Annotated in this window: 15 protein-coding genes; 9 read left to right on the forward strand and 6 right to left on the reverse strand. The window is 69.4% G+C overall.

What is annotated here, in order from left to right; translation table 11 throughout:
• Positions 1–226 precede the first annotated feature (226 nt).
• Entirely contained in the window at positions 227–1324 is a 1098-nt protein-coding gene (locus KVT44_RS22055) for a magnesium and cobalt transport protein CorA (RefSeq protein ID WP_097285759.1), read from the forward strand.
• Between the two features lie 61 nt (positions 1325–1385).
• On the opposite strand, the gene KVT44_RS22060 is transcribed toward KVT44_RS22055, so the two are convergent.
• Both KVT44_RS22060 and KVT44_RS22065 read right to left on the reverse strand, forming a co-directional pair.
• A complete protein-coding gene (locus KVT44_RS22060) occupies positions 1386–1991 on the reverse strand; it encodes a flavin reductase family protein (protein WP_075028627.1) in 606 nt (201 codons plus the stop codon).
• Positions 1992–2108: 117 nt separating this feature from the next.
• Positions 2109–2546, reverse strand: a complete 438-nt coding sequence (locus tag KVT44_RS22065; protein WP_003974483.1) for a hypothetical protein — start codon at positions 2544–2546, stop codon at positions 2109–2111.
• A gap of 400 nt (positions 2547–2946) precedes the next feature.
• Between KVT44_RS22065 and hemL the strand changes: the two genes are divergently transcribed.
• The 8 genes from hemL to KVT44_RS22105 all read left to right on the forward strand — a co-directional run bounded on the left by hemL (position 2947) and on the right by KVT44_RS22105 (position 11358).
• The gene (hemL, locus tag KVT44_RS22070; protein ID WP_099921243.1) at positions 2947–4263 is read left to right on the forward strand and encodes a glutamate-1-semialdehyde 2,1-aminomutase; all 1317 of its coding nucleotides are present in this window, start codon (positions 2947–2949) and stop codon (positions 4261–4263) included.
• Positions 4260–4973, forward strand: coding sequence for a histidine phosphatase family protein (locus KVT44_RS22075; protein ID WP_099921242.1), 714 nt, complete (start codon positions 4260–4262; stop codon positions 4971–4973). Before hemL ends, KVT44_RS22075 begins: the two co-directional genes overlap by 4 nt.
• Before the next feature lie 174 nt (positions 4974–5147).
• Positions 5148–6521 (forward strand): hypothetical protein, encoded by a 1374-nt coding sequence (locus KVT44_RS22080; protein ID WP_217568242.1) that lies wholly within the window; start codon positions 5148–5150, stop codon positions 6519–6521.
• A 66-nt stretch (positions 6522–6587) separates the two neighbouring features.
• The gene (locus KVT44_RS22085; protein WP_075028623.1) at positions 6588–7211 is read left to right on the forward strand and encodes a TlpA disulfide reductase family protein; all 624 of its coding nucleotides are present in this window, start codon (positions 6588–6590) and stop codon (positions 7209–7211) included.
• Positions 7208–7990, forward strand: a complete 783-nt coding sequence (locus KVT44_RS22090; protein ID WP_217568243.1) for a cytochrome c biogenesis CcdA family protein — start codon at positions 7208–7210, stop codon at positions 7988–7990. Before KVT44_RS22085 ends, KVT44_RS22090 begins: the two co-directional genes overlap by 4 nt.
• 3 nt (positions 7991–7993) lie before the next feature.
• A complete protein-coding gene (locus tag KVT44_RS22095; protein ID WP_217568244.1) occupies positions 7994–9805 on the forward strand; it encodes a cytochrome c biogenesis protein ResB in 1812 nt (603 codons plus the stop codon).
• Positions 9802–10914 (forward strand): c-type cytochrome biogenesis protein CcsB, encoded by a 1113-nt coding sequence (gene ccsB / locus KVT44_RS22100; protein WP_180292905.1) that lies wholly within the window; start codon positions 9802–9804, stop codon positions 10912–10914. The genes KVT44_RS22095 and ccsB overlap by 4 nt, the downstream gene beginning before the upstream one ends.
• A gap of 45 nt (positions 10915–10959) precedes the next feature.
• Positions 10960–11358: an SRPBCC domain-containing protein gene (locus KVT44_RS22105; RefSeq protein WP_099921239.1), complete on the forward strand. Its 399-nt coding sequence runs from the start codon at positions 10960–10962 to the stop codon at positions 11356–11358.
• 75 nt (positions 11359–11433) lie between these two features.
• Here the strand turns inward: KVT44_RS22105 and KVT44_RS22110 are convergent, their stop codons facing one another.
• The 4 genes from KVT44_RS22110 to KVT44_RS22125 all read right to left on the reverse strand — a co-directional run bounded on the left by KVT44_RS22110 (position 11434) and on the right by KVT44_RS22125 (position 16675).
• Complete coding sequence (locus KVT44_RS22110) at positions 11434–12978, reverse strand: ABC transporter substrate-binding protein (protein ID WP_217568245.1); 1545 nt, start codon at positions 12976–12978, stop codon at positions 11434–11436.
• Positions 12978–15086, reverse strand: coding sequence for a hypothetical protein (locus KVT44_RS22115; RefSeq protein ID WP_217568246.1), 2109 nt, complete (start codon positions 15084–15086; stop codon positions 12978–12980). The genes KVT44_RS22110 and KVT44_RS22115 overlap by 1 nt, the downstream gene beginning before the upstream one ends.
• A 142-nt stretch (positions 15087–15228) precedes the next feature.
• On the reverse strand, positions 15229–16224 hold the full coding sequence (locus KVT44_RS22120; RefSeq protein WP_217568247.1) for an isopenicillin N synthase family oxygenase: 996 nt from the start codon (positions 16222–16224) through the stop codon (positions 15229–15231).
• On the reverse strand, positions 16217–16675 hold the full coding sequence (locus tag KVT44_RS22125; RefSeq protein ID WP_099921235.1) for a nucleoside deaminase: 459 nt from the start codon (positions 16673–16675) through the stop codon (positions 16217–16219). The genes KVT44_RS22120 and KVT44_RS22125 overlap by 8 nt, the downstream gene beginning before the upstream one ends.
• Positions 16676–16732: the final 57 nt, after the last annotated feature.

Below are 16732 nucleotides of genomic sequence, written 5' to 3' on the forward strand. Positions count from 1 at the left end.
CCTCGATGTCGGTCCACACACGTACCCATCGGCCATCGAAGGGCCGGAGGACGGCGGCGGACCGCCGCGTTGGCGCGGGCCTGACGGTGCGGGCGTGATTTATGACGCTCCCCTGACACCGCGGGGCCGGCGCAGGGCGCACGCTCGAACCGGGCTCTGACGTCGGTCTTACCCCTTGCTGGCACACTGGCCGTCCATTCCGGGAAATCCGGGGAAGGAGCACCGCATGTCGATGGTCGGCAACCTGCGCAAAGTCGCCCGTCTGGCACGCGGCGGACGCCGGGTGGACCTGAGTCACCCCGCCCGCTCCCCGCTCGGCTCCGCCGTCGTCAACTGCGTCATCTACCGCGACGGCGTCCGCCAGGAGGCCGCGCCCAGCGTCGAGGAGTCCGTCGCCCGGGTCCGCAAACGCGGCGGCCACGGTTTCGTCTGGCTGGGGCTGCACGAGCCGACCGAGACGGAGTTCGCCCGGGTCGCCGAACTGTTCGGGCTGCACCCGCTCGCCGTCGAGGACGCGGTCCACGCCCACCAGCGCCCCAAGGTCGAGCAGTACGGCGACGTCCTGTTCGCCATCTTCAAGACGGTCTCCTACGTGGAACACGCCGAACTGACCGCGACCAGCGAGGTCGTGAACACCGGCGAGATCATGGTCTTCGCAGGCCCCGACTTCGTGGTGACCGTGCGGCACGGACGGCACGGCTCCCTCGGCCCCCTGCGCGAGGACCTGGAAGCGGAGCCGGAGCAGCTGGCCAAGGGCCCGGCCGCGGTGCTGCACGCCATCGCCGACCACGTCGTGGACGACTACCTCACCGTCACGGACGCCGTCCAGGTCGACATCGACCAGGTGGAGACGTCCGTCTTCTCACCCCGCGGTGCCAGGGGCGCCGACGCCGGCCGCATGTACCAGCTCAAGCGCGAACTCCTCGAACTCAAACGCGCGGTGGTCCCCCTCGGCCGCCCTCTCCACATCCTGGCGACCGAACCGATGCGTCTCGTCGCCCCCGAGATACAGGCGTACTTCCGTGACGTCGCCGACCACCTGTCCCGGGTCACCGAACAGATCACCGCCTTCGACGCCCTCCTCGACTCCATCCTCCAGGCCCACCTCGCCCAGGTCTCCGTCGCCCAGAACGAGGACATGCGCAAGATCACGGCCTGGGCCGCGATCATCGCCGTACCGACGATGGTGTGCGGCGTCTACGGCATGAACTTCGACCACATGCCCGAACTCCACTGGCGCTTCGGCTACCCCTTGGCCCTCACGGTGATCGCCGTGTCGTGCTTCGTCATCCACCGGGGGTTCAAGCGCAACGGCTGGCTGTGACCGGGGCTGTGTCCGTGGCCGTGTCCCCAGCCCCAGCCCCAGCCCCGGCCCCGGACCCTGCCTAGGGACGCGGTTCCTCGTAGGGGATGCGGCTCAGGTGCAGGACCTCTCCCAGCGTGCCCCACTCGTCACCGCCGAGCTTGGTGAGCGGGAGCAGACGTGCGGAGCCGGGGCGGCCTTCGACGATGTGGTCCTCGTGCACCGCCGCGTGGAGCACCCGTCCGAAGACGAGGGTGGAGTTTCCCATCCGCAGGGTGGTGTGCGAACGGCACTCGAGAACGACGGGGGAGGCCGCCACTCGGGGCGGTCGTACCCGCAGGCTCGGTTCTCGGTCGATTCCCGCGAAGTCGAATTCACTGACCGACCGGGGGAAGTCGGTGGCAGTGGCGTTGATCAACTGCAGCAGCGGTTCGGAGGAGAAGTTGACGACGAACTCCCCGGTGTCCTCGACATTGCGCAGGGAATCCTTGCGGCCGATCGAGGTGAACTGCACGATCGGCGGGTCGGTGCTGGCGATGCTGAAAAAGGAGTGCGGGGCGAGGTTCTCGGTCGAGCCGTCCGGTGTGACGGTGGAGATCCATGCGATCGGACGAGGGATGACGACCGAGGTGAGGAACCTGTAGAAGTCGGCCCCGCGCATGGCTTCCGGGTCGAAATCGACGCGCATGAGATTCAGTATCCGCCGGTCCCGCACGGTATGCCCGTCATGCCCCGTCATGCCCGTTGTGCGGGCCGTTCCCGGGCGGGACCCGAAGGCCTCGCCCGTGTCACGGAGAACTGGAGATCAGGGCCACACCAGGCAGTACGGCTGATGCCCCGCCTCGTGCAGACGATGGCTGAAATCCTGCCATTCGTGGAGGAGCTGGTACACGTTGAAGGCGTCCCGCGGGCCCCCGCGGTCCGGGACCGTCGACCAGATGAAGGCCGCCGCGCCGACCGCCTCCTCGCCGATGCCCCGCAGGGGGTCGACGACGGTCATGGGGAGCTTCACGACGGCGTAGTCGGGGTGGAGGACGACCAGCTCCAGGGGCGGGACCTTGTGCAGAGGGACGCCCTCGATGCCGGTGAGGACCATCGCGGCCATGGTCTCCGGCTTGATCTTGGTGAACATGCCGTTCATGCCGAGCTCGTCGCCGCCGAGTTCCTCGGGGCGCATCGAGATCGGCACGCGGGCCGCCGTCGCTCCGTCCGGCGCGCCGAAGTATTTGTAGGTCACCCCCACCCGGCCACCATTCCCGCTTCCTGCCCTGAGCCGGTCTGCCCCGCGGTCCGTGTAGTCCATACCGTCCATACGGCCCGACGGGTCGATCCGCTCAGGATCGTTCTGTGATCCTTGCGACCCGGGTGATCCGGGAGAGCCCGGCGACCCCTGCGTCTGTCGTGCCTCGGCCGCTTCCTCCGCCTCGCGCCGGTGCCTTCCCCGCCGGGCACGCCGAGGACCGAGGTCATCGGTCCCCTCGCCCAGTCCGCCACCGCGATGCATATCTCCACCCGACTGCTTTTCTAAGGCGCGCGACCCCCGCCACGCAACCCGATCATCGTGACAGTGACCTCCCCCACGGCCGCACGCCGAAACGTACGCTGAAACACCTGTCCGCAGGATCTTCGCAGCCTCTGACACCATGGCTCGTGTGAGCTATCCGTACGAAGCCCCAGTTTCGCAGACTCTTTTCGACCGTGCGGCTGCCGTCACGCCCGGCGGCGTGAACTCTCCGGTGCGCGCGTTCCGCGCCGTGGGCGGTACGCCCCGCTTCATGGTGTCCGGAAACGGTCCATACCTGACCGATGCCGACGGGAGGGAATACGTCGACCTCGTGTGTTCATGGGGGCCGATGATCCTCGGGCACGCGCATCCCGACGTCATCGGCGCCGTCCAGGAGGCCGTCGCGCGCGGCACCTCCTTCGGCACTCCCGGTGAGGGCGAGGTCGCGCTCGCCGAGGAGATCGTCGCCCGCGTCGAGCCCGTCGAGCAGGTCCGGCTCGTCTCCAGCGGGACCGAGGCGACCATGTCCGCCATCCGGCTCGCCCGCGGGTTCACCCGGCGGTCGAAGGTGATCAAGTTCGCCGGGTGCTATCACGGGCATGTCGACTCGCTGCTGGCGTCGGCGGGGAGCGGGGTGGCGACCTTCGCGCTGCCCGACACCCCCGGTGTCACCGGCGCCCAGGCCGCGGACACGATCGTCCTGCCCTACAACGACCTCGAAGCCGTGAACGAGGCCTTCCACGCGCACCCCGGTGAGATCGCCTGCGTGATCACCGAGGCCTCGCCGGGCAACATGGGCGTCGTACCGCCCCAGCCCGGGTTCAACCAGGGACTCAAGGACGCCTGCGCGCGCAACGGCGCCCTGTTCGTCTCCGACGAGGTCATGACCGGATTCCGGACCAGCAAGGCCGGTTGGTACGGGATCGACGGGGTACGTCCCGATCTCATGACCTTCGGCAAGGTCATGGGCGGAGGATTCCCCGCCGCCGCCTTCGGTGGCCGCAAGGACGTCATGGAGCACCTGGCTCCCGCGGGGCCCGTCTACCAGGCCGGCACGCTCTCCGGTAACCCCGTCGCGACCGCCGCCGGGCTCGCCCAGCTGCGGCTGCTCGACGACGCCGCGTACGACAAGGTCGACGCCGTCTCCGAGCAGATCCGCGGGCTGGTCACGGAGGCGCTGAGCAAGGAGGGCGTGGCGCACCGGCTGCAGAACGCCTCCAACATGTTCTCGGTCTTCTTCACCGGGCGCGAAGTGCGCGACTACGAGGGCGCGAAGGCGCAGGAGTCCTTCCGGTTCACCGCGTTCTTCCACTCGATGCTGGCGCAGGGCGTCTATCTGCCCCCGTCGTCCTTCGAGTCGTGGTTCGTGTCCACGGCCCACGACGAGCGGGCCATTCAGCGGATCGCCGACGCCCTTCCGGCGGCGGCCCGGGCAGCGGCGGAGGCCACGGCATGAGCCAGGATCAGACGCAGGATCAGACGCAGGGCCGGGATCAGGACATCACCGTCGTGCATCTCATGCGGCACGGCGAGGTCGCCAACCCGGACGGGGTGCTGTACGGGCGGCTGCCCGGCTACCACCTGTCCGAGCTCGGGCGGCAGATGGCCGAGCGGGTCGCCGAACACCTGGCCCCGCGGGACGTCACGTATGTCGTCGCCTCCCCGCTGGAGCGGGCGCAGGAGACCGCGACGCCCATCGCGAAGGCGCACGGTCTCGACCTCGACACCGACGGGCGGCTGATCGAGGCCGAGAACGTGTTCCAGGGGAAGACCTTCGGCGTGGGGGACGGGGCGCTGCGGCGGCCCGAGAACTGGAAGCACCTCGTCAACCCGTTCAAGCCGTCCTGGGGCGAGCCGTACGTCGATCAGGTCGTACGGATGATGGGGGCGCTGGACGCCGCCAAGGACGCGGCCCGTGGGCATGAAGCGGTGCTGGTCAGCCACCAGTTGCCGATCTGGATCGTGCGGTCCTTCGTGGAGAAGCGGCGGTTGTGGCACGACCCGCGCAAGCGGCAGTGCACGCTGGCGTCCCTGACGACCTTCACCTACCGCGGCGACAAGATCGTGTCCGTGGGGTACAGCGAGCCCGCCCGGGATCTCGTTCCCGCCCATCTCCTCGCGGGCGCCAAGCCGGTGAAGGGGAAGGGCAAGGCGTTCGGGGCGTAGCGCGTCCATTCCCGTACATGTTGGCGCAAAGTGTTCGTATGCGTCGCTACCCGAACTGTTCTTCGTAAAATACGACCAACGTTGCGCGTTCGAAGGAACCTATCTGCTTGTCGTGCCCTCTCATTGTGTGTCAGCTGGGAGCCAGTTGAGAGGGCGCGATGAGATGGGGACCGAATGCGGGACATCAGCCGGCGGGGAATGATCGGCCTCGGGGCGGGTGCCGCGGCGGCGATGGGACTCGCGGCGTGCGGCACCGACCAACAGGACGGTCATGGCGGGGGCGGTGGTTCCCGGTCGGGCAAGCCCGGTGCGTCCGGCAAGCCCGGCGCCTCCGCGCACCCCGCCCGCCTGATAGGCGACGGCTCCACCTCCTTCACGGGCAAGCAGCCGAAGCAGCCCGCGAAGCCGGTTCCCCTGGAGCCCGGCCAGACCCCTCCGCAGTTCGTGGTCTTCTCCTGGGACGGCGCGGGTGAGGTCGGGACCGGTCTCTTCTCCCGCTTCCTCGGGCTCGCCCGCGAGCACGAGGCACACATGACCTTCTTCCTCTCCGGGCTGTACCTCCTGCCCGAGTCGAAGAAGCGCAAGTACCTGCCGCCGAACAACCCCCGGGGCGCCTCCGACATCGGCTATCTCTCCGACGACCACGTCAAGTCGACGCTCGGGCTCGTCCGGCAGGCCTGGCTCGACGGCCACGAGATAGGCACGCACTTCAACGGCCACTTCTGCTCCGGCCACGGCACCGTCGGCAACTGGACGCCGGCGCAGTGGCGCAGTGAGATCGACCAGGCCAAGTCCTTCGTCAAGGAGTGGCGGACCAACACGGGCTGGACCGATCTGCCCCCGCTGCCCTTCGACTACGAGAAGGAACTCGTCGGCGCGCGCACCCCCTGTCTGCTCGGCCAGGACAACCTGCTGCCCACCGCCAAGGGGCTCGGCTGGCGCTACGACGCCTCCTCGCCCGGCGGCCGCCAGGTCTGGCCGCAGAAGCGGCACGGACTGTGGGACCTGCCCCTCCAGGCGATCCCCTTCCCGGGGCGCAGCTTCGAGGTGCTGTCCATGGACTACAACATGCTGGCCAACCAGTCGATCAACTCGACGAAGGCGCCCGCGCACAACTACCCGGCGTGGCGGCAGCAGGCGGGCGAGGCGTACGTCGCCGGATTCCGGCGGGCCTACGAGAGCAACCGGGCGCCCTTCTTCATAGGCAACCACTTCGAGCACTGGAACGGCGGCATCTACATGGACGCCGTCGAGTACGCCTTCAAGCACATCGCCCGGGAGAAGGAGAAGGGCGAGGACGTCCGCCTCGTCTCCTTCCGGCAGTACGTGGACTGGATGGACGTACAGAAGCCCGAGATCCTGGCCAAGCTGCGGACGTTGGACGTGGGACAGCGGCCCGCGGGTGGCTGGAAGACGTTCCTCGGCGACACCGGCAAGGGGACTGGTACGACTTCGGGCACCGGCACCGGCACCGGCACTGGTACCGGCACCGGCACCGGTAAGGGTTCCGGGACGGCCACTTCCAAGGGGTCCGGGGACGCCGCCTGAAATGGTGTTTTCCGCCCGCAAGGGGGGTGCGGAAGATCCTCGAAACGGGCATGCGAAACTTTTCACATGAGTGCCGCCTGCCGCGCCGAACAGCGCTCGAACCGCACCCGTAGCCGCGCCGCCCTGCTCACCACCGGGGCCGCCGTCGCCGCGCTTGTCCTGTCCGCGTGCGGTTCGGGAGGGACGTCCGGGGGCTCGGGTGACAGCAACTTCGTGGCGGGCAAGGACGGCATCTCGACCGTCGCCAAGGGCTCCCGGGTCGAGGCCCCCGACCTCTCCGGCCCGACCGTGGACGGCAAGCAGCTCGACGTCAAGGACTACAAGGGCAAGGTCGTCGTCCTGAACGTGTGGGGCTCCTGGTGCCCGCCATGCCGCGCCGAGGCACCGAACTTCGCCAAGGTCGCCAAGGACACCGCGGCGAAGGGCGTGCAGTTCGTCGGCATCAACACCCGTGACGCCAACGTCAGTCTGGCCCAGGCGTTCGAGAAGCAGCACGACGTCACCTTCCCCAGCCTCTACGACCCCACGGGCAAGCTGCTGCTCCGCTTCAAGAAGGGCACGCTGAACCTGCAGACGATCCCCTCCACGATCGTCATCGACCGGGACGGGAAGATCGCGGCCCGTACGCTGCAGGCCCTCAGCGAGGAGAAGCTCCGCGAGATGCTCGACCCCGTTGTCGCGGAGAAGTGACCGACGTGTCCCTTCTCGCCGCGTCCACGAACCTCGCCGCGTCGTCCGACACCGTCGTCAGCGGTGCCCTGGTGCTCGCCCTGCCGATCGCCGTCCTGGGCGGGCTCGTCTCCTTCTTCTCGCCGTGCGTGCTGCCGCTCGTCCCCGGCTATCTGTCGTACGTGACCGGTGTCACCGGCACGGATCTGGCGGAGGCCAGACGGGGGCGGATGGTCGCGGGCGCCAGCCTGTTCGTGGTGGGGTTCACCGCCGTGTTCGTCTCCGGCGGGGCGCTGTTCGGCTACTTCGGATCGACCCTCCAGGCGTACCAGAGCACGCTCAGCAAGATCCTCGGCGTGCTGATGATCGCGATGGGCGTGTTCTTCATGGGGATGATGCCCTGGCTCACGCAGCGCGAGTTCCGCTTCCACAAGCGGCCGGTGACCGGCCTGGTGGGCGCTCCGATACTCGGTGCGCTCTTCGGCATCGGCTGGACGCCCTGCCTGGGACCGACGCTCTCCTCCATCAATTTTCTTTCCATGAACCAGGCGAGCGCGGGCCGCGGCGCCATACTGACCGTCGCGTACTGCGTCGGTCTGGGAGTGCCCTTCGTCCTCGCCGCCGTCGCCTTCCGCAAGGCGCTCGGTGCCTTCGCCTGGGTCAAGCGGCACTACGCATGGGTGATGCGGATCGGCGGCGGCATGATGATCGTGACCGGCCTGCTCCTGCTCACCGGCGCCTGGGACAGCATCGTGCAGCAGATGCAGACCTGGTCCAACGGCTTCACGGTAGGGATCTGATCGATGAGCACGACCGACACCGACACCGGCAGCACGAAGGACCCGACGACCGCCAAGCGGCACATCGGGGTGAGTGCCGACGGCGAACTCGGCGAAGCCGGATCCCAGCTGTCCACCGCGCCGGTCGACACGGCCGTGCCCGGCTCCTTCGGCGGGTCCCGCGCGCCCGGCGCCCTGGGCTGGCTGACCTGGACCGGCCGTGAGGTCGTCGGCTGGACCCGCTGGTTCTGGCGGCAGCTGACGTCGATGCGGGTCGCCCTGATCCTGCTCTTCCTGCTGTCGCTCGGGGCGATCCCCGGCTCGCTGATCCCGCAGTCCGGGACCGACGCCCAGAAGGTGGCGGACTTCAAGGACGCGCACAGCATCCTCGGGCCCGTCTACGACAAGCTCGGCCTGTTCCACGTCTACAGCTCGGTGTGGTTCTCCGCGATCTACATCCTGCTCTTCGTCTCGCTCATCGGCTGCATCGTGCCGCGCACCTGGCAGTTCGTCGGGCAGCTGCGCGGCCGTCCGCCGGGCGCCCCCAAGCGGCTGAACCGGCTGCCCGCGTACGCGACCTGGCGCACCGGGGCCGAGCCCGAGCAGGTCCGCGAGGCCGCCCTCAAGATCCTCAAGCAGCGGCGGTTCAGGGCGCACATCGAGAAGGACGCCGTCGCCGCCGAGAAGGGCTACCTCCGCGAGACCGGCAACCTGCTCTTCCACATCGCGCTGATCGTGATGCTGGTCGCCTTCGCCTGGGGCCAGCTCTTCAAGTCCGAGGGCAACAAGCTGATCGTCGAGGGCGACGGGTTCTCCAACACGATCTCGCAGTACGACGACTTCAAGTCAGGCAACCTCTTCAGCACCGACGACCTCACGCCGTTCAGCTTCAACCTCAAGAAGTTCACCGGCACCTACGAGCGGACCGGCCCCAACAAGGGCACCCCTCGCACGTACCAGGCGGCCATCACCTACAGCATCGGCGCGTACGGCAAGGAGAAGAAGACCACCGTCAAGGTCAACGAGCCGCTGAGGATCGGCGACTCGAAGGTCTATCTCACCGCGCACGGCTACGCGCCCGTCGTCACCGTCCGGGACGGCAAGGGCAACGTCGTCTACCACGACGCCGTGCCGATGCTGCCGCTCGACTCGAACGTCACCTCGCAGGGCGCGATCAAGGTCATGGACGGCTACAAGAACGCGCAGGGGACGAGCGAACAGCTCGGTTTCTCCGCCTTCTTCGTGCCGACCTTCGCGGGTGCGGGCAAGGGCGACATGTTCTCCCAGTTCCCCGCGCTCGACTTCCCCGTGCTCGCGCTGTCCGGGTACCACGGCAGCCTGGGGGTCGACGCGGGCATCCCGCAGAACGTGTACCAGCTCGACACCTCGAAGATGAAGCAGTTCAAGGACGCGAAGGGCAACATCGTCAAGGCGCGCCTGCTGCCCGGCGAGACGATGAAGCTGCCGAACGGCGCCGGCTCCATCACCTTCGACAAGGGCATCAAGGAGTGGGCGAACTTCCAGGTCACCCAGCAGCCCGGCAGTGACTGGGCGCTGATCGGTGCCTTCACCGCGATCTTCGGTCTCGCCGGTTCGCTCTTCATCCAGCGCCGCCGCGTGTGGGTGCGGGCGGCCACCGGGGCCGATGGCGTCACCGTCGTCGAGATGGCGGGCCTCGGCCGCAGCGAGTCCGCGAAGCTCCCCGAAGAACTGGGGGACCTGGCCGCTCTCGTCCACGAACAGGCGCCCACCAAGCCCGACACAGACGAAGCCGCAGTCGAAACCGACCCCGACGCCGAACCCTCCGTACCTGCCGCCGAAGGGGCTGAGAAGTGACTCTCGCCACCGCAACCGACCTGGGTGCCGTGACCGATCTGGCCACGGCCACCAACGAACACCTCGCCAACATCAGCAACACGCTGATCTACTCCTCGATGGCCGTCTACACCCTGGCCTTCTTCGCGTACATCGCCGAGTGGATCTTCGGCAGCCGCAGCAAGGTCGCCCGTACGGCCGCCGCGCTCACCACCACCGAGAAGGCGAAGGCCCCCGCGGTCACCGTGCAGTCGGCGGGCGGTACGGCCGTCCTGGAGCGGCCGAAGGTCGTCACCCGGTCGGCGGCGGGCGCCCGTGACGTGCCCGACGGGCCCGGCGCACACGGCGGTGACGAGCAGGGCGATCTCTACGGCCGGATCGCGGTGTCCCTCACCGTGCTCGCCTGGGCCGTCGAGGCGGCCGGTGTCGTCGCCCGCGCGCTGTCGGTGCAGCGGGCGCCGTGGGGCAACATGTACGAGTTCAACATCACCTTCTCCACGGTCGCCGTCGCCGTGTACCTGGCGATGCTGGCGCTGAAGAAGAACATCCGCTGGCTGGGCCTGCCCCTGGTCACCACGGTCCTCCTCGACCTCGGCCTCGCGGTCACGGTGCTCTACACGGCGAGCGACCAGCTGGTGCCCGCGCTCCACTCGTACTGGCTGTACATCCACGTCTCGACCGCGATCTTCTGCGGCGCCGTCTTCTACGTGGGCGCGGTCGGCACCCTGATGTACCTCTTCAAGGACTCGTACGAGAACAAGCTCGCCACCGGCGGCCAGCCGGGCCGTTTCGCCACCTCGGTCATGGAGCGGCTGCCCTCCTCGGCCTCCCTCGACAAGTTCTCCTACCGCGTCAACGCCGCCGTCTTCCCGCTGTGGACCTTCACGATCATCGCGGGCGCCATCTGGGCGGGCGACGCGTGGGGCCGCTACTGGGGCTGGGACCCGAAGGAGACCTGGGCGTTCATCACCTGGGTCGCCTACGCCTGCTACCTCCACGCCCGCGCCACGGCCGGCTGGAAGGGCCGCAAGGCCGCGTACATCGCCCTGATCGCCTTCGCCTGCTTCCTCTTCAACTACTACGGAGTCAACATCTTCGTCTCCGGCAAGCACTCCTACGCGGGCGTCTAGCTTTCGGCGCGTGCGGAACGGCCCGCCTCGGGCCACGCTGGTGTCATGACCGGAGTGACCCGAGGCATCGAAGAGGGCGCCCCCGAGACCCGGGAGGACGGCACCCGCGTCCTGCACTACCTGCTGCGTTTTCCCCAGCCTGTGGAGAACGTCTGGGCGGCGGTGGCCACCTCGGAAGGACTGCGGGGGTGGCTGGCCGCCGCCGAGGTGTTCGAGCCACGCCTCGGCGGGGCGGTCACGCTGCGCGGGATCGGCAGCGGCCGGATCACGGCGTGGGACGTCGAGCGGATCGCCGAGTACACGGTCGAGGGCCGGGGCCGCATCCGCTTCCACCTGGAACCGACCCGCCCGTCAGGCACGACGGTCCGCTTCACCCACGAGTCCCCAAGAGACGAGGACCCGGGCTGGCGCCAGCGTTTCGAGCGACTGATGAGCGCCCCGTAGGGGCGCGGGGAACTGCGCGACCAGCCACACACAGCCCGCACGTACGAACCACCGATCCCCCAACGGCGCCCCCCGTCAAGCCGGCGGCAGACACTCCGCGGAGGGCGGCTTCCCCTCAGGCCACGCGATCTTCACAAAGCGGGCCCGTGACTCGGGCGTCAGCTGCACGATCGGCACAGCCTTGTCGTACGGATTGCCGTGGGCGTCCAGACAGATCCACCCGCTCGCCCCGTTCACCCGCAGCTCCTTGCCCTTGACCTGCGGCCACTGGAGCCCGACGTCCGCGAGGGCCGGGATCTTTCCCGTCGGCGACGCCCCGCGGATGCCGCGCACGGCGAGCCGCATGGCGTCGTAGGCGATGATCAGCTGGCCGTCGTCGAGGGCGATCGGCCCGAGGGGTCCGACCGGTTCCTTCCCGGCACTCCCCAGAAGCGACTGCAGCACCTTCGCGTCGGCCGCGCTGCCGCCCGTCTTCGCGGTGTCCTTCAGCCAGGCGTCCGGGTGGGCCAGGGACGTGTAGCGGACGGTCAGCAGCGGGTCCTTGAGGGCGGCCGGGTCGAGGTCCTTGTCCCCGGCGAGGTAGGAGCCTTCGTCGCCGGTGAGCACGGTGAACCGGCGGTCGTGGCAGCCGCGCTGGCCCAGCATGTTGATGAACTGCCGCAGCTGGGTGTGGCGCCCCGCGAACAGGATGGTGTTCGTGGTGGTCGGCGTGTTGCAGAGGATGTTGGTGATCTGCATGAAGACGTTGGAGGTGCTGCCCTCCTTGCTGCGGTCGGCGGGCGGCGTGAACGGCTGGGCCTCGTAGCGCGAGCCCTTGAGCATCTTCTCGAAGGAGGCCTGGAGCGTGCGCGTGTACGGGTCGCCGGTGCGGTCGTAGACGAGGAAGGCGTTGGCGGCGGAGACCTTGGCGAAGGAGGCGAGGGCGCGGGCCTCGTCGGTGTTGGTGGGGGAGACCCGCGCGAGCCCGGGGAACGGGTCCTTGCCGTTCTGCCCGTTGGCCAGGTCGTCGGCGGTGATCGAACTCCCTATCACCGGGATGCCCCGGCTGGTCAGCTCCTTGACGGCCTTCTTGTTGTTGTCGGTGCTCAGGCCGACCCCGGTCACCGCGCGCAGCCGGTCGGAGCCTCCCGTCATGCCCGCCAGCTGGTCGACCGTGTGCTGCCAGTACGTGCCGGTGGAGCCGGGGTTGGCCAGCACCAGGCGGATCTTCGGCTTCAGGCCGGTGGTGTCGTGGTTGGCCTGGTACTGGGCCAGATAGGCGCCCTGGAGCTCGTGCAGCACATCGGCCAGGTTGTCGGCGTCGGTGGCGGTGAAGGGTTCGAGGAGCGCGACGGTGACGTAACTGCCGGGCGCCAGGCGGGCGTTCTCGCGGTGGATGGCCCGTACGGTGTCGGCGAACTGCGCACGCCCGAAGGCGTACGTCGTCCACGAGACGCCCACGCACTCGTCGCTGCCCTTCGGCTGGACGACGCCGGGCGCGCAGGAGCGATTCTCCTTGGTGGCCGTCATACCGCCCCAGACGCCGAGGCCCGCGAGCACCGCCGCGAGGGTCAGCGCCACATATCTGCGGAAACGAATCTCCCAGACGTCCTCGCGCAGCCAGGTCCACAAGCGCGCCATCACAGGTCCCCGTTCACGTTGTCGTCGTCGTCACCAGGGATGCGCAGGGGGCGGCCGGCGAGCGCGTCGGACGGCCACTCCCGCGAGGCCCGCCACAGCAGCGGGTTGCCCGCGGGCCGCAGGTTCGACAGCTGCTCCAGCTCGAAACGGAGCCGGTCGGACACCTTCGGGTCCGGCAGCACCAGCGGATCGGTGAGCTGCCAGACCGCGTGCAGCAGCCGTCGTACCCGCAGATGCAGTACGGCGTCCACGCTGTCCGGCGGCTGCTGGGCGGCGTCGGTGCGGCCGAGCGCGACGGCCGCCCGGTCGTCGTGACCGCCGTGGCCGCCGAAGTCGCGGCCGTCCGGGTCGTGTGCGTGGTAGTAGGGCGCGGACGCGATGAAGACGAGCGAGGACAGCCAGGACCCGGTGTCGGTGCGCGGGAAGGTGTCGCGCAGGTGCGCCACCGCGAAGTCGGCCTTGCCGAGCGCGAGTTCGTGGTGCAGCCGATAGCGCGCGCTGTCCGGCCGGTCCCCGTCGCCGTAGTGGTCGATGAGGGTGCGGTGCACGGACCGCCAGCGTGCGTGGTCGGGGTCGTCGTGGTGCAGCCGCAGCAGGAGCAGCGCGCGCAGGAACGGATCGCCCACGAACTGCCCGGCGGCGCTCGTCCAGCCCTCCTCGGCGAGCCGCTCCTCCAGCGCGAGGACCCCCGACGCGCCGAAGTCGTCGGAGAGCTGGACCTCCGCGAGCACGCAGGCCGAGTCGTGGTCGTGGGCCGCGGCGAGCACGGTCAGCTCGTCGAGCCGGCCACCGGGTACGAGCCGGTCGAGCAACTCCTGATAGGTGGGCCGGCCGTCGTTGTCCTCGTGGACGGCGACGTCGGAGGTGAGCAACTCACCCAGGGACTTGGCCCCTTGGGGGAGGTTCTGGCGGGCGGACTCCGCGAGGAGGGTGACGCCGAGCGGGCTGCCGCCGGACAGTCGGTGGGTGGCGTGCGGGAGTTGAGGGGGGACGGCGAGGCCCTGCGAGACGCCGCCCACGAGGTGCAGGGTGTCGTCCGGGGTCAGCGGCGGCAGCGCGACGAGCAGCGCCCGCGAGGACGGTGAGGTGCCCGGCTCCCAGCCGGTGTGCCGGGCGACCTCGGGGAGGGTGCGGCGGCTCGCGTTGCGCAGCGCTCCATGGGTGTATCCGCGCAGGGCGGCGAAGAAGACGACGTGGTCGGCGATGCCGTCGGCGCGGTCGCGCAGCACCGGTTCCAGCAGGCCGAGGCCCGCCCGTTCCTGCACGTTGTCGATCAGCACGACCGGGCGGCCCAGCCGGTGCGAGCGCTGCATGACCCCCGCGTACGCGTCGTCGAGGTCGGCCAGCAGGGCCCGTACGAGATAGCGCTCGGCGTGGGTGCGGGAGTCGCCGCCCGCCCGGAAGTGCGAGGAGAGCAGGATCAGGCCGAGCTTGGGGTTGCCGCCCGCGTTCGGGTAGTCGCGGTACCAGGTGGCGGCCCTGCGCAGTCGGCGGGGAGCGGGGCCGATCCCCTCGGCGAACGCCTCCAGGGTGGCTTCGATGATCGGCGCGATCACGGGACCCGTACCGCTCAGTGAGGCGATCAGCTTGGAGACGACCTTGCTCACCCAGCGGCCCGCGAACCCCGAGAGCCTCCCGCCCGTCTCGTTCAGCAGCAGGATCCGCTCCGCCTCCTGCCGGATGCGGGGCACGTCACGGTCGCTCCAGCCGCCCGCCGCGACGGCCAGCAGCCCGGACGTCAGGCGTGGGAAGCCGATCCGCCCGGCGCCGGTCACCGGCTCCGCGAGCTGCTCGGCGACCGTGGTGAGTGCCTGTCCGACCGGCGACCAGGACTCCGCGGGCCGCTCGGCGGGTGGCCCGGCGAACTGCCGTTCCTCGCCGTCGATCAGCGCGACCGGTGTGTGTCCGCGGTACGCGTCGCGCAGCTCCCGCAGTACGGCGCTCTTGCCGAGCCCCCGCCCGCCCGCGAACACCACGAAGGGCAGTTCCTTCGGGTGTTCGTACGGGCTTGAGCGCAGCTGGTACGGGCGCAGGCCGACGAGCCGTGATGCAAGACCGGGCGGATCGGTGTCGAACAACGCTCCGCGTCCGTGCAGCCCTCTGTGCACCGCATCTCCCCCTGGCGCGGTCCGGTCCTGCTCTGTGCTGCTGTGAGGTCTATCAACACCAGTGTAAAAAGGGGGAGTTGATTCGCACTAGGGCATGGGATGTCCGTTTGGTTACGGAATTTTTCCGTGCCCTTTCATCCAGCTACCCCACGGTGATCGAATCCAGCTTTTCGCGCAGATAAACATGGGAGTCGACGGGCGGATACGCGACGCGGCCCACCGGCGCGGGGACCGACTCCACCACCGTCCCCGGCGTGCACTCGCCGAAGTAGACCAGCGACATCAGCTCCTCGGCCGGCGCGTCGGCGGGCGGAGGCAGCACACGGTGCCGGCCCGAGCGCCACCGGTCACCCGTCCAACGGGCCATCAGGTCACCGATGTTGATCGTGAACGCCGCCGGGTCGAAGGGCGCGTCCTCCCAGCCGCCCTCGTCCGTGTAGACCTGCAGCCCGCCCTTGCCCGCCTGACGGTCGAGAATGGTGACGGTGCCGAAGTCGGTGTGGGGGCCGATACGGAACTGGCCGGGCTCGGGCTCGCCGACGACCTCCGTCCCCGGGTACCAGTTGATGTTGAAGCCGTACGTCGGGTGGTCCATGTGCCGGGTGAAGAAGTCCGGCTCCAGACCGAGGGCCTCACCCAGGAGGGCCAGCAGGTGGTTCTCCAGCTCGCCCATCCCCGCCAGGTACTCCTCGCAGAGTTTCCGCAGCTCCGGGGCCTCGGCGGGCCACACGTTCGGCGCGTACCACTCCGCGTTGGTCGCCGGGTCCTCGAAGGGTTCGTGCGTCGCGAAGGTCAGCGACTCCTTGAGGTCGGGGGGCGTCTGCGTACCCTCCGAGTAACCGTTGGCCTCGGCACCCGGGCCGAGCCAGCCGCGCCCGCCGACCTGGACGGCGTAGGGCTGCTTGACCTCCGTCGGGAGGGTGAAGAAGGCGCGGGCGGCCTCGCGGATGCGGGTGCGGAGGTCCGGGTCCACACCGTGTCCGGTGACGAGGAGGAAACCGGCGCTCCGGAGGGCTTCGTCGACGGTGCGGGCGATGACGGTACGGGCGCCGGGGTCGCCGTCCAGCCAGGGCCGCAGGTCGATGGTCGGGATGCGCGGGGTGCCGGGGGTACGGGGGCTGCTCGGGGGGCTACTCACCAATGTCCTCGTTCCACAGAGCCGGGTTGTCCTTGATGAAGTCGCGCATCAGCGCGGCGCACTCGGGGTCGTCCAGGAGCACGATCTCCACGCCGTGCTCGGCCAGCCAGTCGTGGCCGCCGTGGAAGGTCTCCGCCTCGCCCACCACGACCCGCGAGATGCCGAACTGGCGCACCAGGCCGGAGCAGTACCAGCACGGCGACAGGGTCGTCACCATGGTCGTACCGCGATACGAACGCTGTCGTCCCGCATCACGGAACGCCGACGTCTCCGCGTGCATGGACGGGTCGCCGTCCTGGACCCGCCGGTTGTGGCCGCGGCCCAGAAGCGTGCCGTCCGCGCCGTACAGCGCGGCGCCGATGGGGATGCCGCCCTCCGCCAGCCCGGCGCGGGCCTCCGCGACGGCGGTCGACAACCACATCCGTGCCCGTGCCTGATCAATGCGCTCCATGACTCCACTCTCCTGTGGCCGAAACACGAGGGCAACGTGCGGAAAGTACTCTCCCGG

The organism is Streptomyces sp. GbtcB7 (assembly GCF_019091445.1).
Taxonomy (GTDB): domain Bacteria; phylum Actinomycetota; class Actinomycetes; order Streptomycetales; family Streptomycetaceae; genus Streptomyces; species Streptomyces mirabilis.